Below are 19,621 nucleotides of genomic sequence, written 5' to 3' on the forward strand. Positions count from 1 at the left end.
TGTTTTATTCTTAATGTTTTGATAGAATGGCGTTTTTAATCCCCAACGCAAATAAAAGATTAAACATAACTTTAAAACAAAGTGAGATTTATGGCAGATTCTAGGCTTTTTTATGCGGTTACACTTTTATCTTGTATCGGTGCGGTGATGTCTTACTCACTCGCAGCATATATCACAAGTCATAATGGCTATACGCATTTTCACTTTTTTATAAGGCAGATTATAGCTGTGATTTGTGGCATTTTGCTGATGTGGGGACTTTCTAAGCTTAATGTTGAAGCCCATTTTAAACGCATTGGCGTTGCTATTTTTCTTTTATCTATCATTCTTATGGTGGGTATGCACTTTTTGCCCCAAAGCTTTGTAAGCTCGGCTGGTGGGGCAAAGAGATGGATTAGGCTTTCTTTTATCTCCCTTGCACCATCTGAACTTTTTAAAATCGGTTTTGTGTATTTTCTAGCTTGGAGTTTTTCTCGCAAGTTTGTAAGCAATGTGCATCTTTCCATTAAAGATGAGATTAGAATCTTTATCCCCTATTTGCTTTTATTTATCGTGGCTGTGGTGCTTATTGCGGTGCTACAAAATGATTTAGGGCAGGTTATTCTCCTAGCACTCACACTAGGAGTAATGCTGCTTTTTGCCGGAGGGAGTTTGCGACTGCTAGGCATTATCTTTCTAGGCACGATAAGCACAGCATTTCTAGCTATTATCACAAGCCCACATAGAATCTTGCGTGTCAAGTCGTGGTGGGCAAGCGCACAAGATTCTGTTTTGGCATTGCTCCCACAAGGCTGGGCGGAGAATCTCCGCGTGAGCGGACTACCTGAACCTTATCAAATCTATCACGCTACAAATGCTATGTCAAATGGTGGATTTTTTGGCTCTGGCTTAGCTGAAGGCTCTATTAAGCTTGGATTTTTAAGCGATGTCCATACAGACATCATTCTAGCTGGAATTACAGAGGAGCTTGGCTTCCTTGGGTTATTTGGGATTATGCTGCTTTTTGGCTATATCTTACTTTTACTCTTTCGCATAGCTAATCGTGCTGCAAACAAAATGTGCTATCTTTTTTGCATTGGCGTTGGGCTACTCATTGGTTTTTCACTTATTATTAACGCCTTTGGAATCTCTGGAATCACGCCTGTAAAAGGTATAGCTGTGCCGTTTTTAAGTTATGGGGGTAGCTCACTTATTGCAAATTGCATTGCCATTGGCTTAGTTTTAGCTATCTCAAAATCCCAACCTCAAACTCAAATTTCATCACATCAAACCTCATTATTAAGGAGCAAAAATGAATCTTAAAAGCATACTTTGGTTGGCCTTTAGCCTTTCACTCATCATTTTAGGTATTGTGTGTATTGCAAATCCGGATAACACAATGATTGTCATTGCCTATCTTGTAGGCTTTATTATGCTTTTTAGTGGGCTAGGAAGCCTTGTGTATTTTTTTCAAATGCGTTTTATGATGATACTCATAGATGGGCTATTGTCGTGTGCATTTGGCTTGGTACTGCTTTTTGGCGGTGAAGAAATAGCACAAAATTTTATTCCACTTCTTATCGCCTTGTGGCTTATTTTAAAAGGAATCTTGTGGCTTATCCACGCGTGGAGACTTTCAAAAATCTCAAATCTCGCTAGTGGCGTGATGATTATGGGTGGGCTGTATGTGCTACTTGGTGTGCTTTTTGTCATCTTCCCTGAAGTGCTTGCTACACTCATTAGCCTGATTCTTGGCATTACACTTATTATCAGTGGCGGTATTGGCTTAATCTTTTGGAATAGTCTAAGAAAAATGCAGTAATCCATAATGGCAGATTCAGTATTGCTTACAAGCAAATCCTATAATCCCCTTGCCACTCGTGCCTACGAAGTTGTGCTTATAGGCACACGCGAAGTAAAAAATGTCAAATGCCTTATTACAAATAAAATCACCTATCTGCCTATCACACACGATTTACAAGGCATTGATAGCCTTATTTTTACTTCACGCTACGCTATACGAGCCCTGCTAGAATCTGCCAACCCCCTATCCCCACACTACAATCCACATCTTGCTAAGTGGCGTGAGATTCCAAGCTTTGTGATAAGCCCAAAGAGTGCGGAGATTCTCTATCAGCATAACGCAAAGGTGGAGTTTGTAGGGCAAAAAGCGCACGGGCAAGAATTTGCTAAAGAGATTATCCCCCTGCTTCAAAATCGCTTTCCAATCTATCTACGCGCCAAAGAGATTGTCTCACAGCTTAATGCCACACTTATAAATGCCAAAGTCCCGCTGCAAGAAGTCATAGCTTATGTGAATACACCCTTAACTTTAGAGCAGAATCTTAAGCCAAAACCGCAAAGCGTGTTAATCTTCACCGCACCAAGTGCGTATAAAAGCTTTGTAGCAAATTTTAGCTGGGAATATGAGTATATCGCTATTGCCATTGGTAAAAGCACCTTTGCTTCTTTTAGCCCCACACTTCAGGCTTACATTAGCCCAAAGCCTAGCATTCCCCACGCTATTGAGTTTGCTAAATCCATAGCCTTAGGGCTAAATACCCAAAATGCAAGAAAGTAGAATCTAGGCTTAAAGTCCATTTAACTTTGATTGCTACAATCCTGCAAATCTTAAATTTTGGAGAAATAACGATGAAAAAACATCTTCCCGCAAAACAACTTTTTGGTGCGATTTTTTTAAGCCTAGCTATCGCATCTTTACAAGCTAAGACTTACGCTACCATTGATGGCAAACCTGCCGTTACGGATAAGGATTTAGAAATTTTGAAGCAAAGTATCCCTAACTTCAATTATGCTAAACTTTCTGGTCAAGAAAAAGAGGGTATTATCCAAGAGCTTGTCAATCGTCAGCTTATCCTTAAAGCCGCCAAGGCTGAAAAGCTTGATACTTCAAAAGAATATACCGAAGCGATTAATAATATTAAAGATCAGCTTCTTATTGACTTATGGAGCAAAAAGCAAGTAGGTGGGATTCAAATGCCAAGTGTCAATGACGCACAAATTAAGGAAATTTACAAAAATAATGAGGGTATGTTTATTAACCAAGAAATGCACGCAAGACATATTTTGGTAAAGACTGAATCTGAAGCAAAAGATATTATTAAAGAGCTTGATAAAGCAGGGAAAAAAGCTGAATCTAAGTTTATTGAACTTGCCAATGCTAAGAGCACTGACCCAGCTTCAAAACAAGCTAAAAATGGTGGGGATTTAGGAACATTCCAACGCAATGTTATGCACCCAGACTTTGCTAATGCTGCTTCAAATCTTAAACCCGGCACATATACGCAAGAGCCGGTGCAAACGCCATTTGGCTACCACGTTATCTACCTTATCAAAAAGAGTGAGCCAAAAATCATTCCTTACAATGAGGCTAAAAAAATCATTGAAGAGCAAATCAAAATGCAAAATGTGCAAGGTGGTATGATGCAAAAGATTCAGGCTTTGCGTGAAAAAGCAAAAATTCAGATTACAAAATAGTTTTAATCACATAAGGAGAGAATATGCTTGTTTCGGGGATTGAGATTCTAAATAAAGCCCATAGAGAGGGTTATGGCGTGGGGGCGTTTAACTTTGTAAATTTTGAAATGCTAAATGCCATTTTTATGGCAGCTGATGTTGCTAAATCGCCCATCATCGTTCAGGCAAGTGAAGGGGCGATTAAATATATGGGGATTGATATGGCAGTGGGCTTAGTCAAGATTCTATCCAACCGCTATTCACATATCCCCGTGGCATTGCACCTAGATCACGGCACAAGCTTTGAATCTTGCAAAAAAGCAGTGGATGCAGGATTTACTTCCGTGATGATTGATGCCTCTCACCACCCTTTTAAAGAAAACTTAGAAATGACAAAAGAAGTGGTAGCATACGCCCATAGCAAGGGGGTGAGCGTGGAAGCGGAGCTTGGGCGACTTATGGGGATTGAGGATAATATTTCCGTTGATGAAAAAGATGCGGTGCTTATTAATCCTGATGAAGCAGAAGAGTTTGTCAAAGCCACACAGGTGGATTATCTAGCCCCTGCCATTGGCACAAGCCACGGGGCATTTAAGTTTAAGGGTGAGCCAAAGCTTGACTTTGAGCGTCTCCAAGAAGTCAAAGTCCGCACAAATATTCCGCTTGTTTTGCACGGCGCAAGTGCGATACCAGATTATGTGAGAGAAGCTTTCCTAGCCACAGGTGGGGATTTGAAGGACAGCAAAGGTGTGCCGTTTGCATTTTTACAAGAAGCAGTCAAAGGCGGGATTAATAAGGTAAATATCGACACAGACTTGCGTATTGCCTTTATCGCTGAAGTGCGAAGGGTGGCAAATAGCGATAACACACAATTTGACTTACGCAAATTCTTCACTCCAGCAATGGAATTTGTTACCAAACTTATGGTGGAGAGAATGGGTGTGCTAGGCAGTGCTGGAAAAATATAAGGGAAGAAAAATCGGCTATTAAACAAACCCCTTATCTATAATATAGAATCTTTGTAAGATTCTATATTCTTTTAATCTTTAAATTTATCCCCCTAAACGCCAAATCTTAATTGCAAATACCACACACAAATGCTATAATACGCGACTTTACACTACTTGAAAGGATTTAAACAATGGCAATTGGAATGAGCGAACTCAAAAAAGGACTAAAAATTGAAATTGATGGGATTCCATACAGAATCACAGAGTATCAACATGTAAAACCGGGTAAAGGTGCGGCGTTTGTCCGTGCTAAGATTAAGTCATTTCTTGATGGCAAAGTGATTGAAAAGACCTTCCACGCGGGTGATAAATGCGAAGAGCCAAATTTACAAGAAAAGACAATGCAGTTTCTCTACCACGATGGCAGCTCTTTTCAGTTTATGGACACAACTACCTATGAGCAAATCGCACTGAATGAAGATCAAGTAGGTGAAGTGGCAAAATGGATGCTTGATGGGCTAAATGTGCAGATTCTATTCCATAATGATAAGGCGATTTCCGTTGATGTGCCGCTTGTCGTGGAGCTAACAATCACAGAAACCGCACCAAACTTCAAAGGCGATACAAGTAGCGGAGGTAAAAAACCAGCCACACTCGAAACTGGTGCTGTTGTGCAGGTGCCTTTCCACGTGTTGGAGGGCGAAAAAATTAAGGTCAATACCGAAACAGGTGAGTATTTAGAAAAAGTTAAATAAGTCCCTGCAAAAAGGCTGAAACCTTAGCCTTTTTTGATATTCCTAAAACAATCTCTTAAATACACTTCACATTTTTTAATTCTCAAGCCTAGATTTTGAGCTATTGCTTCACACAATAAGCACTTCATCTCGCCAAAGGACGAGCCTCCACAAGTGCGGGTGTAAAGAAAAATAGCTCACTTGTATCAATCAAAAAATCAAAATCAAGCGAACAAGGCTGTATGCCAAAACGCCGCTCAATAGGCACATTTGGATTTTCAAACGCACTCAAACATTCATTGGCTTCTAGCACTAGAGAGCGTATCTGCACCGCCCCACTGCTTGTGGGAATGATCGAAAATATACTCTCAAACGCCTTTGATTGTATATCACCCCTGCAAGACTTGTAATGCAAAAAACCATCCTCACCAATAGATAGACATCTATCCTGATTACGCGGATCAACAAACTGCACATAGCCAAAGCCCCAACTTTTAGCCAAAGGATCTTTACCTTTAATAAACTTAGGATTAAGCCCAAAATCACGCAAAAACCAATTTTGCGTATTAAAATCGCCCTTCCTATCAATATTTAATGCAATGCCATTTCGCACATTGCGTATTTGAAAACGCCGTGTAACATTCTCAAAATCATCTCTTCTTCCGCCACTATTAAAGCTAAAACCAGACACACCCTCTTCAGCGACACTCTCCATACTCCCTACACTCATCACGCCAAGCATCAATACAACATAACATAGCTTTTTCATCACATATCCTTTTTTGTATATTTTTTAATTTGGTGGGAATCTTCTAAAATTCACAGGAAAATGATCCGACACGAGCTGTGTGCGGAAATTTGCCAACATCAAAACAGCTGCAATAAGCGGTTCTCTAAAGCCGCTTCCAGAGTTCCCTATCACTGCATAATCAAGTATGCCTCCGCTTCTTTGTGTGGCTATATTTGGAGCAACTATCGCCGTCCTTACTCGCGTCTCCAAATTAAGCTCAAGCCGCAAACTCGCAGGGCTACGATTAAAATCTCCCAAAATCATCCAATTAATATCTGATCGTCCGCTAAAATGATTAAACACAGAATTGACAATCGCAGGTGCATCTCTTCCGCCATTAGCCAAAGCGTGGATTGAGAAAAACACATCATTACCTATGCGGATTCCAATAATCGGGCGAGAAACCGTTGTGGGTGGTGGCAGAACAATCACATCATCCGCCCTTCGCCTAGAAACAATAGCAAGATTCACGCGATTTGCTCCAACATCAACCGGAGAATAATAAATATACACCATATCCGGACGAGAGCGAGAGCCTAAATCCCAAGTATATTCAGCAATAGGAATACCCTGTGGCGTTTGAAAAGTCCTTTGAGTGGGCGTTGCCGTTTGTGGCAAAGACCCAGCCTCTTGCAGAGCAAGTATATCAGCTGCATTTTCTCCACTTATGAGCTGCCGCACACTCACGCTCCATTTGCTTTCAGATGTTGCCGAAGAGCCTTGAAGATTCCAAGAAGCAGTCTTAAAATCATCAATCGCACCAAATGCTACACCAACAACACAAAGCCAAGCACATATTGCTTTTATCATTTTTTCTATTGTTATTGTTTTTACGCCCATTTTTGCTACCTCCATTATTTTTACTGCCATTATTTTCATTTATCAATATCCCGCCTATACAAAGGACGCACTAAAAAAGTCGGTGGGGCAACATACCACTGCTGATCTAAATTGCTTCCTGTCGCACATTTGGTTAAAAAGATACTTGTTACCCTATGGAAATCGCCGAAAATATTGCCTATGGGTGCTTGCACACATTGATTCAAGCCTACATTTTTAAGCTGAAAAGATTCATTAGACATAGGAATGAGTTTGAATCTTTGGTAGCGATTTTTTGTATTACACGCCATATGGATAAGCCCATTTTTATAGCCATTGAGACAAGTTCGTGTCTCGTTATTTTCAATCATCACTTCATCATTATCAAAGAATCTAAGTCGCCACACGCGTGCACCACCAAAGCCTATACTATCAATAAGTGTATAGCCCCATATCCAATTCCCCTGTGCCAAAGCCCACACGGTCAAAGCCGCACCACCGGGCGACATCAATACTATCCAATCTCCATTTTGCGGTGGAATAGGCGGTGCATTTACTCCACTACTCCCAACTAGTGGTGGGTGCTTGACAGGCAACACGGCATTGCGTGAACTTTTCCCCACCATCTCTTCGGTGATTTGTGTTCTCACTCTTGTATTAAAGCGTTTATTTTGATCTTCAGGCACAACTATGGGTCCAACAACAAGTGTAGGTGTGCTTTGCTTTGCTGGTGGCTTGGGCTTTGAGCCTATTTTCAACGGATCAGAATCCTTAGAATACCCTATCAGTCCAGCGGTTGGATTCACATCGCCTATTTTCCCTCCACAGCCACCAAAAGCCAACATATAGCCAATTACAAAGGCTATAGAGATTCTATTTTTCATATAAGCCACTCCTTTATATATTAAAATTTCTGTGAAAGCCAAGTCATTATATGGCTTCTATCATTTGTTTGATTATGCGATAAGGGAGATGAATCTGAATCGCCGCCGACAGAATATCCAGCCTTTGTAACATCGCTAAAATATTCAATCTTTACACGCATACTTAGCTCCTTATACAGCCTTTGATTCAAAGTGAGTGCCAAAGCATTTTCATCACTTCGTGGGCTTTGTGTGTGTCGCCCTAGAATCTGCCAAGAAAAATCCCCATAATCTCCGCCAATATAGCCAATAGTGCTTATCGCATTGCGTCCTATCATATCGCTCAAAGAAGCACCTTTATCATACGCACTGCCTATCCAAATATCAAAGCCATTAAACGGATCGCCATACGAGCCTATCCACGCATTAGCATTGCCCCAATTTTTATAGAGCATTACCCCGGCAAAATGTTTGTAAAAATTCACCTGTTCCCTAATAAAAAGTGTTTGCGTGTATTTATCAAGCTTGTCACCAAAAAGCGTATCTTTGCCTACTAACGCAGATCCACCGCTCATTCCTTTAGGATTCTCTTCATTTATAGGAAATAGTCCAATAGCCACAAATTTATTTGAAAGATGTTCCCCCAGAGCCTCATTCCACGCAAACTTCACGCCCGGTGCTACAAAGCGATCTTGCGAACCATAAGTATAGAGCGAAAGTTTTATAGAATCTGTGCCAACATCTAGCCCACCAGCATACACGCCCTTACCAGCCACACTAAAACGCGTATAATCCCAAAACCAATTGCTATACACCATAGCCCTGCTATCAGAGTAAAATCCCCAGAGCTTCACATACTCATTGCCAACATATAGCTCCCCACCTTGATTCCACGCACCAAACCAGTCTAGCCCACTACTCTCATATCGCCCAGCCTTAAAGCCAAAATACTCCCCCTCATAGCCAACAAATGCATTATGTAAAATATATTGTCTCGCTTCCATTGCCTTATCGCCCTTGTAGCCAAACCACGCACCGATATAGCCATTTCCTAAAGATTGCCCACCTTGTGAAGAAGTACTATCATACACCAAAGCATTAATCGCACCGCCTAAAGACGCACTAAAACCATTTTGAGCTTTTACATCAAACTCCATAGCCCCAAATAACGAAGCATAACTATCAGTAGGGTTTTTAAATGTATTTGGATTATATGATCCATTATTAAAGCCAAATTTACCAAAAGTTTCAGCTTTTCCTCCAATCTTATACTCCACTCCAAAAGCACTTAACCACACGCAACAGCACACACCAACAAGAAACTTTCTCACTCATACTCCTTAAAGATGAAAATTTTACACATATTATACAAAACTCATCCAAAAAACCTTTTTAAAAATGCAAAAAATTCTCAATAAATTCATATAGAATCTAAATTTTTAGCAACTTGGCATAAAATTTGACAGATTCTAAGCATATTAGCAAAAACTTATCACTTATTTTATAAATAAACTTGACATTAAATGACTAAACTTATATAATACAATTCATATAAAACTTAAAAGGAGTTTGCTATGAATTTATTTGATAAACTAACCAATCAACTCAAAGAAGCCATTGATAGTGCGGCTTCACTTGCACTACATTCACAGAATCAAGAAATCGCCCCTTCACATTTGTATTGGGCATTATTAAGCAATCATCAAAGTGTGCTGAATCAAGCCTTAAATAAGCTCAATATTGACAAAGCTACCATTACGCTACAAGCACAAAGTCAAGTCAATACCCTGCCAAAAAGCTCTCAAGTCTCAAAGGAAAGTCTAAGTATCAGCAAAGAGCTTTCAAATGCATTAAATCTCGCTCAAGGCGAAGCCACAAAAAATAATGATAGCTTTATTGCGGTGGATATGTTTCTCATCGCTAATCTTAAAGAGCAAGATTTTGTAAGTATTTTTAAGCCATTTGTGGATATGAATGAGCTGAAAAAGACGCTACTTGCGTTAAGAGGGGATAGCAAGATAGAATCTCAAAGTGGTGATGACAATCTAGAATCTTTAAGCAAGTTTGGCATTGACCTTACACAAAAGGCGTTAGAAAACACGCTTGATCCAGTGATTGGACGCGATGATGAGATTAATGCGATGATGCAGATTCTAATCCGCAAAAGCAAAAATAATCCTATTTTGCTAGGCGAACCCGGAGTTGGGAAAACTGCTGTGGTAGAGGGCTTGGCTCAAAGGATTATCTCAAAATCTGTGCCTTTAAGCTTACAAAACAAAAGGCTCATAGCCCTTGATATGAGTGCGTTAATCGCTGGGGCGAAGTATCGCGGTGAGTTTGAAGAGCGATTAAAAAATGTTGTGAATGAAGTAAAAAAAGCGGGTAATGTGATTTTATTCATTGATGAGATTCACACCATCGTGGGAGCAGGAGCAAGTGAAGGGAGTATGGACGCGGCAAATATTCTAAAACCAGCTCTTGCACGCGGAGAGCTTCACACCATCGGTGCGACCACACTCAAAGAATATCGTAAATATTTTGAAAAAGATGCCGCCCTTACACGCCGATTCCAGCCTATTAATGTCAATGAACCAAGCATTAATGAAGCCTTACAGATTCTGCGTGGGATTAAGCCAAACCTTGAAGCCCATCATAATGTTAATATCACAGATTTAGCACTCATTGCTGCAGCAAAGCTTTCAAGCCGCTATATCACGGATAGATTCCTGCCCGATAAGGCTATTGACTTAATTGATGAAGCCGCTGCGGAGCTTAAAATGCAAATAGAATCTGAGCCATTGGAACTTAGCAAAGTCAAAAAGCAAATTGCAAATTTAGAAGTGGAAAGACAAGCACTCAATATGGAAAAGACAGATTCTAATCAAGCAAGAATCACAGAGATTGACAAAGAGCTAGAAAATCTTAAAGAGGAGAAAATCTCACTCAATGGACGCTTTGAGCAGGAAAAAAATGTCTTCACGCAAATTGCTAACATTAAAGCCGAGCTTGATAGCCTAAGGCGAGAATCTGAAAATGCCAAACGAAGTGGGGATTACAGCAAGGCGGCTGAAATTGACTATGGCAAGATTCCACAGACTTTAAATAAAGAGAAAGAGTTGCAAGACCAATGGGAGCAAATGCAGAAAAATGGCACTTTGCTTAAAAATGCCGTAACGCAAGAAAGTATCGCAAGTGTGGTAAGTCGCTGGAGTGGAGTGCCTATCAAAAAAATGCTCCAAAGCCAAAAGGAGCGAATTTTAGACATAGAATCTGAACTCACAAAAAGTGTGGTGGGGCAAGAATCTGCAATCAAAGCCATTGCTCGTGCCATTAAACGCAATAAAGCCGGGCTAAGTGATGCTAATCGCCCCATTGGGAGTTTTTTGTTTCTGGGACCCACAGGTGTAGGGAAAACGCAGTGTGCTAAGACTTTAGCGGAGTTTTTGTTTGACAATGCCAAATCGCTTGTTAGGATTGATATGAGCGAATATATGGAAAAACACGCAGTCAGTAGGCTTGTAGGTGCACCTCCGGGATATGTGGGCTATGAAGAAGGTGGTGTCTTGACTGAGGCTATAAGACGCAAACCTTATAGTATTGTGCTGTTTGATGAAGTGGAGAAGGCTCATCCAGATGTGTTTAATATCCTATTACAAGTGCTTGATGATGGGCGATTGAGTGATAACAAGGGCGTTGTGGTAGATTTTAGCAATACCATTATCATTTTAACGAGCAATATCGCAAGTGATAAGATTCTAGAGTTGCAAGATAAAGAACAGAAGCAAAATGCTGTCAAAGAGGCGTTAAGAATGTATTTTAAACCTGAATTTTTAAATCGCCTTGATGATGTTGTGATTTTTAATCCTCTAGGAATGGAGCAAATCACGCAAATTGTGGATATTATGTTTCAATCTCTTGCTAAAAAGGCTAAGGAAAAGGGCATAGAGATTAGCCTAAGTGATGAGGCAAAAGAGCATATCGCAAAGGTTGGCTTTGATAGCGTGTATGGGGCGCGTCCGCTAAAAAGGGCGTTGTATGAGCAGGTTGAAGACAAACTCGCTGATTTAATTCTGCGTGATGAAGTAAGCGAAGGAGGAAGTGTGCTTTTCACACTTAATGGGGATTCTATTAACGCACAGGTGGAGAAAAAAGAGGGTTAAACAACATACTAAAATCTTTAAAGATTTTAGTATTAAAGATTTGCTATACATATTAAGCCTAAAAACATTAAACACTTAAAAATAGAATCTCACAAAGTAGGTAAATAGGGGTTTAACAAACTGCAGAATCCCAAGTCCTATGTATTGATTTAACAAAGTCCTGCAAGATTCTGCAAAAGGAAGTTTATATGAAAAAACTGCCCTAGCCTTTTATAAAAAAGCTAAGGGCAAGTCAAGCTTTTAGATTCTTAGCAGGTCTTAGAATCTATTAGAAGCTAAATGTATAGCGAACACCTGCATTGTAAGTTGCGAGATGCACTAAGCTTTTACGTCTCCACGTGTACATCTTTGACATCAAACATTGTCGTTGCAATAAAAGGCACTCTTGCAAAAATTTCAACGCCGTGTTGTTTAGCAAATACACCACGCAAACCAGCATTAAGAGCTAAATCAAAGCCTGTTGTTGAAACTTTTTTACCAGAATCTTTAATTTGATCTTTAAGTCCATCTACTGCTTTTCCACTCCAAGTGTTAGCACCAAGTCCAAGACCTAAGAATGCACCAAAGTCCATACCATCAGAGCTTACAAAGTTATAAAGTGCATCTACATTCACACCATAGTTAATGGCATTTAATGCTACTTTTTCAGTATCCACTTTGATTTTAGAGCTATTGTAGTCAATATTTGCATAATAGCGAAGTCCAAAGCCATCAGTAAAGAATTGCTTATAACCAGCTACTAAGCCATAGTTTAAACCACTGCCATTAGCTGTGTCTTTTGTTGATACACCGTCGATTGACGCTTCAGCTTTAACACTGCTTCCACCAAAGCCTAAGCCCAAACCTACAAATACTCCGCTTTCTTCTGCTACAACTACGCTACTTGTAAGAGCCATAGCTGCAATAGAACTCACTAACAATCTTTTCATTGTTATTCTCCTTGTTGTAATTTTTGCTTGTTTTAAAAACATAGCGGAGAGATTGTAGCACCCCCCCCCCCCCCCCATTTGCCTTAAAATAAGGCAAATGATAAGAAAAAGTAAAATTGATGTAACAAAATGTAATAATCTTGTAAGGTTTGAAAAATAAATATTTTGTGTAAGGGTAAAGTATAAAAAGTAAGTTGTCTAAAAAATACTAAGAAAGATAGTGGGGAACTTAGAATCTATGGCGGGGTTTATAAGCCATAACGGGCGATTTTATGACGCAAGACTTCTATATTCATACCTAGCATATCACTTGCTTTTTGTAAATCATTGTGAGATTCTGTAAGTGTTTGGGCGATGAGCTGTTTTCTAGCTCACTTATGCCTTGTTTTTGTGATGAATTACCACCAAGTGCCTGACTGCGAGATTCTAAACATAATCCTTTGGGTCTTATCTCTTCATTTCACTTAAATCCCGCTCGCTCCACGACTGAAAGCAACTCTCGCACATTGCCATACCACTCGTAACTAAGCAATGCGTCCTTTGCCTCTTTGGAAAATCGCTTCTGCCCTAAGCCATACTGCATACAGACAGATTCTAGCTTCCACTCACTGAGAGGTAAAATCTCTTCCTTTCTCTCTTTGAGTGGTGGGATAGATAAAGGAATAGTCTGCAAGCGGAAAAATAAATCCTCTCTAAACTCATTTTTTGCAATCTTAGCTTGAATGTTGGCATTTGTCGCAGAGATAAAACGCACATCAATTTTAATGGGCTTTGAACTGCCTAGTCGTGTAACGCTTTTTTCTTGCAAAACACGCAAAAGCTTTGCTTGAAGGCTCAAGGGCATTTCGCCGATTTCATCTAAAAACACACTTCCACCATTAGCATCTTCTAAAATGCCCGGTTTTGGGCTTGTGGCGTCTGTAAAAGCTCCTTTTTCATAGCCAAAAAGCTCAGATTCTAATAAATGCTCGGGGATTGCTGCCATATTAATGGCAATAAATGGTGCATTTGCACGGGAGGAATGTTTATGGATAAAGTTTGCAAACACATCTTTACCTACACCACTTTGCCCTGCGTCAAACTTGCGGGGACATTACAGAACTTGATTATCCAAGCACAAACACACTTCCAAACTTACACATAAATTTTACAAATATCCAACTTTACTCATCAACTCGCCTACACATTAAACCTAAAGTGCATTATATCCCCATCTTGCACGATATATTCTTTCCCCTCAATCCGCATAGCCCCTGCTTCTTTTACCTTTGCTTCTCCGCCATACTTGATAAAATCATCATAGCTTATACATTCCGCACGGATAAAGCCCTTTTCAAAATCCTTATGTATCACACTAGCCGCCTTTGGTGCTAAATCCCCACGCCTAATCGTCCAAGCCCGAACTTCTTTCACCCCCGCAGTAAAATAGCTAATAAGCCCAAGCCGTGAAAACCCCTCTCTAATAATCTGCTCTAGCCCACTCTCACTTGCCCCCAGACTTGCCAAAAACTCTGCCCTTTCACTATCCTCCATTCCTACCATTTCTTCTTCAATCTTCGCACAAAGCTTGATAGCAATGCCCCCATTTTTCTCGGCATATTCACGCACTTTTTTTACATATTCGTTATCAGATTCTAGCCCATCTTCACTCACATTTGCTCCATACATCACTTCCTTATTTGTGAGAAATCGTAGCTCACGATTAAGTGTTATAAACTCTTCGCTCTCTTTTTTAGCAAAGGTTTTGACCGGCTTATTAGATTCTAAATGGGCTAAAAGCTCTTGTGCAATAGAGAGGTGTGCGTTTGCACCCTTTTGTGCCTTGCTCTCTTTTTGTAGCTTTTCAATGCGTTTGTTTAGACTTGCCATATCGGCAAAAAGCAGCTCTAGCTCAATAATCTCAATATCGCTAATAGGGTCAATCCGCCCTTCCACGTGTGTAATATTAGAATCTTCAAAGCACCGCACAATATGCAAAATCATATCCGCTTCTTTAATGTTTGCTAAAAACTGATTGCCTAGCCCTTCACCCTTACTCGCCCCTCTTACAAGCCCCGCAATATCCACAAACTCCACGACTGAATGTTGAATCTTTTGAGGATTTACTATCTTTGCTAACTCATCTAGCCTAGAATCTGGCACAGGCACAACCGCCTTATTTGGCTCAATCGTGCAGAATGGATAGTTTGCCGCCTCCGCATTTTGTGCCTTTGTAAGTGCGTTAAAGGTCGTAGATTTACCAACATTTGGAAGCCCAACAATACCAATTGAAAGTCCCATAGCTACCCTTTCACAGCTTGTGTAAGGATAAACTCAATCCCAGCTCTCACTCCAGCTCCACTACCCCCACTTGGGTTAATATCCCACTCTTTTTCCACATACGCAGGACCGGCAATATCAATATGCAGCCACTTATCCTTATACTCATCGCGGATAAACTCACTCAAAAATAACCCCGCACTAATCGCCCCACCATAGCGACTTGAGCCGACATTACACACATCAGCGATTTTAGATTCTATAAGCTTTTTTAAGTGTCTATTAAAAGGCAGGCACGCCATAAGCTCTCCAGAATCTAACGCAATCTTTTCAAATTCTAGCTTTAGCTTATCATTATGCCCCATAATCCCACTTGTATATTCCCCCAACGCCACGACACAAGCCCCTGTGAGTGTCGCAAAGTCAATTAAAATATCAGGCTTCAAATCTTGAGCATAGCTCAAGCAATCAGCCAATACCAAACGCCCCTCCGCATCGGTATTTCTCACTTCTATACTCTTGCCCTCCCTAGAATACAGCACATCATCAGGCTTGTAAGCATTGCCACCTATCATATTTTCCGCCGCACCTACAATGCTATGCACCTCTACATTTGCCCCAAGTCTAGCCACAGCTCTAATAATCTCCATAACCGCACAGCCACCGCTCTTATCAGCTTTCATTGTTACCATAAAATCCGCTGGTTTGAGCGACAGCCCCCCACAATCATAAGTCAGCCCCTTACCTACAAGCACCACTCTTTTTGTCGCGCCCTTTGGCTTATAGCTCAAATGAATTAAACGCGGCGGATTACACGAAGCACGATTCACTGCTAGAAATGCACCCATTTTTTCCTTTTCCAAAAGAGATTCATCTAAAATCTTACATTCAATCTTATCTAGCTCTTTGCTTAAGCCTTTAGCATATTTGGCGAGATATTTTGGCGTAGCCACCTGTGGGATAGTGTTAATAAGCTCACGCGTGGCATTGACAGATTGAGCGATAATTTCAGCCTTTGTAACAATGCTAGAATCTAAACTCGTTTTTTGCTCCACTAGAACAAATTCTTTCAAAGCATTTGCCTTTGGCTTACTCTTATAGCTCATACATTCATATTCCCCACACAATGCTCCCAAAAGCAAGGCATACGCCTTTTTGTTATCTATCTTGCCTTCAATGCTTACATTCACACCCTCATAAGGCAAACCTTTAAAATACCGCACGATATTTGCTCCAGATTCTCGCAAACAATCAGATTCTAGCTCATCTACACACACCACAAGAATCCTGCCCTCTTGTAAGAAAAACTTCCCCTCACCCTCAAAGCCAAAAGGTTTGCACAGCTTGGCATAAGCCGATTTACCAAACGCACTTTTTGCCATTACAACACATTGTGCGTATTTTTTTTCATTCTTTATACTCTTTGAAATGCTTACTTTCATTATGTCGCTCCTTTGTTTTATTTAGCCTTTGAATCTAGCTCACTTTGAATCTTAGCAATCCTTTTATCCACCTTTTTGGTTTGGGAGTTAAAATACCACCAAACACCTCCACCAATCACAATAGCAAGTGGTATCAGCAAATATGGACGATCTTTAAACCAATCAAGCACGATGAAAATCTCTTCACCAAAAATCCAAGTTAGCACAATGGTAATTGCCGCCCAAACCCACGCTGAAAAAAGATTAATAATCGCAAATTTTAACGCACTATAACGCGTTGTGCCAATACTCATAGGAATGATTGTCCGCATACCATACATATAGCGTTGTATAAAAATAATAGACCAGCCATATTTTTTTAAAAGCAAATGTGCTAGGGCGAACTTGCGTCTTTGCGAAGTAAATTCCTCCTGAATCGTCTTGCGATTAAAACGCCCAATGTAAAAATAAATCTGATCGCCCACAAAGCCCCCAAGTCCCGCAACAAAAATCGCCAAAAACAGATCCATTTTTCCATCGTGCACAGCAAGTCCAGCAAAGATAAGTCCTAGCTCACCCTCCAAAATCCCCCAGCAAAATAAAATAAGATACCCCCAAGTCTCTACATATCTATCCCAAAGCTGTGTAATAAACTCTTCAAGCGAGAATCCAGACTGCTTATACAGCACAATAAGTCCTATAATAACAGCAAACACTAATCCCCACACAAAAACGCGTTTAGGATTATGCTGAATATAAGCAAAAAATCTTTGTATAAAACTCATTTATTTTCCCTCATAGTCCAAAATGCTAAATACTTTTGTATGTGAAAGGAGCTTTTTCTCACCCTGCAAACCTTTTAGATTAATAATAAACGCTGCCTCCACGCATTCTGCCCCCATAGATTCTATAAGCTTCACGCTTGCCTCTGCCGTGCCACCTGTGGCAATCAAGTCATCTACCAACACAACTTTGGGATTTTTCACTTCCCTAAAGGCATCAATATGCATCTCTACTTCATCAAAGCCATACTCCAAGCTATATTTTTCACTCACGGTTGTAAAAGGGAGTTTGCCCTTTTTGCGTATAGGCACAAAGCCCACACCCATAGCAAATGCCAAAGCCGAGCCAAAGATAAAGCCCCTTGCCTCAATACCAGCGATAAAATCAATCTTCTTATCCATATAGCGATTTTTTAGAATCTCAATGACCCCATTAAAAACCTCCGCATTGCCAATAAGTGTGGTAATATCGCGGAAAATAATATCAGGCTTTGGATAGTCGGGTATGGCGCGTATAGAATCTGCTATTTTTTGTTTGTCTATGGTATTCATTCAAGCTCCTTTGCGTATTTTTAAAATAGAATCTTAGAGTAATGCCTCTATTTTTTGCTCTAAGTCTTTGATTCTCGCTTTGTATTTATCAGTCTCAACTCTGTATTGAGAATTTCGCGATTTTAGCACCTTCACTTCATTTTTTAAGGCATTCATCTCTTGAGTAAGAATGTCAATATTCCCCAATGCCCTTTGCAACTGCAATTGATGCTTGCGGATAAGAATCTCTGCTTCATTGAGTGTTAGCTTCATTGCCGCGGAGTTTCTCTCCTCCTTTTGTGCCACAGAGCGATAGAAAAATGTCCGCACAAGCATATACAATACAAATAAAATAAAGCCTGTTAAAAAAAACCATTGTGCGATAGAAGTCCCTGTATTCCCCATTTTATCTCCTTATTGCCACCTAGATTCTACTCCATATCCCCTAGCTTCTCAACCCTCTGTGCGTGTCGCCCACCCTCAAATTCAAAATCCACAAATGCTTCAAGAATTGACTCCACTTCGCCCACGCCACTGATACGCTCACCCATACACAAGACATTAGCATCATTATGTAACCTTGCCATTTTTGCCATATACGCATCGTGGCATAATGCTGCACGGATATGCTTGTAGCGATTAGCAGCAATGCTCATTCCAATTCCACTTCCACAGATTAAGATCCCCTTATACTGCGGATTTTCTTTTAAAACATCGCATACTTTTTTAGCATAATCGGGGTAATCCACCCTTTGTGTATCTTGCGGGGCTAAGCCAATCACGCTAAAGCCTTTTTCTCGCAAAAAAGTCATCACAAAATCTTTTAGATTCACTCCCGCGTGGTCTGTGCCTATCACATAGGTTTGTTTTTTGTTTTCTCTCATCTTTATCCCTTTTATCTCTATTTTACAGCTTTATTTTGGCATTGCCTCTCTCATTTTCTGCTCCAAGCCCTCCATTGTTTTAAACATTCTCTCCCAGCGGATTGTATAACGCTTACTCTTATCCACATCTGCCCCAGATTCTTCGCTATTTGCCTTATTGAGACTAAGATAGATAAACCACGGCTTCCCTACAATATTTTTATACGGCACACTTCCCCAAAATCGTGAATCAAAGCTGTTATTGCGATTATCACCGACCATAAAAAATTCATCTTGTTTGATTTTGATATAAAACATATCATCATATTTTTCCATACTGCGGATTGTCCTATCATTAAACATATCCGTGAAAGCGACATTTCTATCTTCTATAAGCCCACTTGTATCTGTGATATATTCTTTTTTCCACAGCTCACAGCCAAGCTCCCCATCGCCCATATTTGCGTGTCCTGCTCCCTCTACGCACACTCTTTTATAGAGCTTTCCTTGCTCGTCTATTTTATAACGACTTTCACTATACGGATTCTCATAATACACACTTTGATAAGCAATGCCCGGATGCTGTCCCATATATGGCTCTTTGACAAAGAGTTTGCCAAATCGCTCCACAAGCACATAACCAGAAAAATGCTCTCTTATATATTCATCGCCCTCAAATGGACGCAAATACATTCCGTCCTTATCAAAAATCACTTCATCACCGCCCACAGCAAAAGTGCGTTTGACATAATACACCTTTTGTTCGTGTGGGGGGATAAAGACAACAACATCGCCCCTTTTTGGTCGCTCTCCCTCAAACAAATGCCCATTCCCACGAAAATTAGGCAGTATATTCACCTCAACCCAAGGGATTCTAGGTATTGGGATTCCATAGCTAAATTTTTTCACAAATAAAAAATCACCCTCATAGAGTGTGCCTACCATTGAACGCGTAGGAATAACAAACGCCTGCATAACAAAAAATATCAAAAACAAAACGATGATAATCGTCCCCGTCCAGCTTGAAACAAATGCTTTTAGTCCATTAAAAAGTTTTTTCATCT

Annotated in this window: 18 protein-coding genes and 3 pseudogenes; 7 read left to right on the forward strand and 14 right to left on the reverse strand. The window is 40.3% G+C overall.

Annotation, left to right across the window (positions count from 1 at the left end):
- Positions 1 to 90 precede the first annotated feature (90 nt).
- The 6 genes from HCN_RS06195 to efp all read left to right on the forward strand — a co-directional run bounded on the left by HCN_RS06195 (position 91) and on the right by efp (position 5,161).
- A complete protein-coding gene (locus tag HCN_RS06195; RefSeq protein WP_014666907.1) occupies positions 91 to 1,302 on the forward strand; it encodes a peptidoglycan glycosyltransferase FtsW in 1,212 nt (403 codons plus the stop codon).
- Positions 1,292 to 1,801 (forward strand): HdeD family acid-resistance protein, encoded by a 510-nt coding sequence (locus HCN_RS06200; protein ID WP_014666908.1) that lies wholly within the window; start codon positions 1,292 to 1,294, stop codon positions 1,799 to 1,801. Before HCN_RS06195 ends, HCN_RS06200 begins: the two co-directional genes overlap by 11 nt.
- Before the next feature lie 6 nt (positions 1,802 to 1,807).
- A complete protein-coding gene (locus tag HCN_RS06205; RefSeq protein WP_014666909.1) occupies positions 1,808 to 2,560 on the forward strand; it encodes a uroporphyrinogen-III synthase in 753 nt (250 codons plus the stop codon).
- 71 nt (positions 2,561 to 2,631) lie between these two features.
- Positions 2,632 to 3,477, forward strand: a complete 846-nt coding sequence (locus tag HCN_RS06210; RefSeq protein WP_014666910.1) for a peptidylprolyl isomerase — start codon at positions 2,632 to 2,634, stop codon at positions 3,475 to 3,477.
- Positions 3,478 to 3,500: 23 nt separating this feature from the next.
- The gene (locus HCN_RS06215; protein WP_014666911.1) at positions 3,501 to 4,424 is read left to right on the forward strand and encodes a class II fructose-bisphosphate aldolase; all 924 of its coding nucleotides are present in this window, start codon (positions 3,501 to 3,503) and stop codon (positions 4,422 to 4,424) included.
- Between the two features lie 173 nt (positions 4,425 to 4,597).
- Positions 4,598 to 5,161, forward strand: a complete 564-nt coding sequence (gene efp / locus HCN_RS06220; protein WP_002956382.1) for an elongation factor P — start codon at positions 4,598 to 4,600, stop codon at positions 5,159 to 5,161.
- Between the two features lie 124 nt (positions 5,162 to 5,285).
- On the opposite strand, the gene HCN_RS06225 is transcribed toward efp, so the two are convergent.
- From HCN_RS06225 to HCN_RS06240, 4 genes are all read right to left on the reverse strand, one after another.
- Positions 5,286 to 5,909, reverse strand: a complete 624-nt coding sequence (locus tag HCN_RS06225; protein ID WP_014666912.1) for an RICIN domain-containing protein — start codon at positions 5,907 to 5,909, stop codon at positions 5,286 to 5,288.
- 24 nt (positions 5,910 to 5,933) lie between these two features.
- On the reverse strand, positions 5,934 to 6,740 hold the full coding sequence (locus tag HCN_RS06230) for a cytolethal distending toxin subunit B family protein (RefSeq protein ID WP_050982842.1): 807 nt from the start codon (positions 6,738 to 6,740) through the stop codon (positions 5,934 to 5,936).
- Positions 6,741 to 6,805: 65 nt separating this feature from the next.
- Complete coding sequence (locus tag HCN_RS06235; RefSeq protein ID WP_014666914.1) at positions 6,806 to 7,633, reverse strand: RICIN domain-containing protein; 828 nt, start codon at positions 7,631 to 7,633, stop codon at positions 6,806 to 6,808.
- A gap of 20 nt (positions 7,634 to 7,653) precedes the next feature.
- Positions 7,654 to 8,943 (reverse strand): outer membrane family protein, encoded by a 1,290-nt coding sequence (locus tag HCN_RS06240; RefSeq protein WP_014666915.1) that lies wholly within the window; start codon positions 8,941 to 8,943, stop codon positions 7,654 to 7,656.
- Between the two features lie 243 nt (positions 8,944 to 9,186).
- On the opposite strand from HCN_RS06240, the gene HCN_RS06245 reads away from it, so the two are divergent.
- Positions 9,187 to 11,772 (forward strand): ATP-dependent Clp protease ATP-binding subunit, encoded by a 2,586-nt coding sequence (locus HCN_RS06245; protein ID WP_014666916.1) that lies wholly within the window; start codon positions 9,187 to 9,189, stop codon positions 11,770 to 11,772.
- A gap of 326 nt (positions 11,773 to 12,098) precedes the next feature.
- Here HCN_RS06245 and HCN_RS06250 read toward each other — a convergent pair whose 3' ends face one another.
- From HCN_RS06250 to lepB, 10 genes and pseudogenes are all read right to left on the reverse strand, one after another.
- Positions 12,099 to 12,701: an outer membrane protein gene (locus HCN_RS06250; protein ID WP_014666917.1), complete on the reverse strand. Its 603-nt coding sequence runs from the start codon at positions 12,699 to 12,701 to the stop codon at positions 12,099 to 12,101.
- Between the two features lie 248 nt (positions 12,702 to 12,949).
- Positions 12,950 to 13,773 (reverse strand): annotated as a pseudogene (locus HCN_RS06255) (sigma 54-interacting transcriptional regulator); the annotation flags it as partial.
- A 107-nt stretch (positions 13,774 to 13,880) separates the two neighbouring features.
- On the reverse strand, positions 13,881 to 14,981 hold the full coding sequence (gene ychF, locus HCN_RS06260) for a redox-regulated ATPase YchF (RefSeq protein ID WP_014666918.1): 1,101 nt from the start codon (positions 14,979 to 14,981) through the stop codon (positions 13,881 to 13,883).
- Between the two features lie 2 nt (positions 14,982 to 14,983).
- Positions 14,984 to 16,402, reverse strand: coding sequence for a leucyl aminopeptidase (locus HCN_RS06265; protein WP_014666919.1), 1,419 nt, complete (start codon positions 16,400 to 16,402; stop codon positions 14,984 to 14,986).
- A 17-nt stretch (positions 16,403 to 16,419) separates the two neighbouring features.
- The gene (locus HCN_RS06270) at positions 16,420 to 17,166 is read right to left on the reverse strand and encodes a DedA family protein (protein ID WP_014666920.1); all 747 of its coding nucleotides are present in this window, start codon (positions 17,164 to 17,166) and stop codon (positions 16,420 to 16,422) included.
- Positions 17,167 to 17,715: an adenine phosphoribosyltransferase gene (locus HCN_RS06275; RefSeq protein WP_002956373.1), complete on the reverse strand. Its 549-nt coding sequence runs from the start codon at positions 17,713 to 17,715 to the stop codon at positions 17,167 to 17,169.
- Between the two features lie 33 nt (positions 17,716 to 17,748).
- Entirely contained in the window at positions 17,749 to 18,099 is a 351-nt protein-coding gene (locus HCN_RS06280; protein ID WP_002956372.1) for a hypothetical protein, read from the reverse strand.
- A gap of 26 nt (positions 18,100 to 18,125) precedes the next feature.
- Complete coding sequence (gene rpiB, locus HCN_RS06285; RefSeq protein ID WP_014666921.1) at positions 18,126 to 18,578, reverse strand: ribose 5-phosphate isomerase B; 453 nt, start codon at positions 18,576 to 18,578, stop codon at positions 18,126 to 18,128.
- A 192-nt stretch (positions 18,579 to 18,770) separates the two neighbouring features.
- Positions 18,771 to 18,872: pseudogene (locus HCN_RS12580) on the reverse strand (S26 family signal peptidase); the annotation flags it as partial.
- Between the two features lie 423 nt (positions 18,873 to 19,295).
- Positions 19,296 to 19,619 (reverse strand): annotated as a pseudogene (lepB, locus tag HCN_RS12585) (signal peptidase I); the annotation flags it as partial.
- Positions 19,620 to 19,621: the final 2 nt, after the last annotated feature.

Source organism: Helicobacter cinaedi PAGU611, from assembly GCF_000284635.1.
Classification (GTDB): Bacteria; Campylobacterota; Campylobacteria; order Campylobacterales; family Helicobacteraceae; genus Helicobacter_C; species Helicobacter_C cinaedi.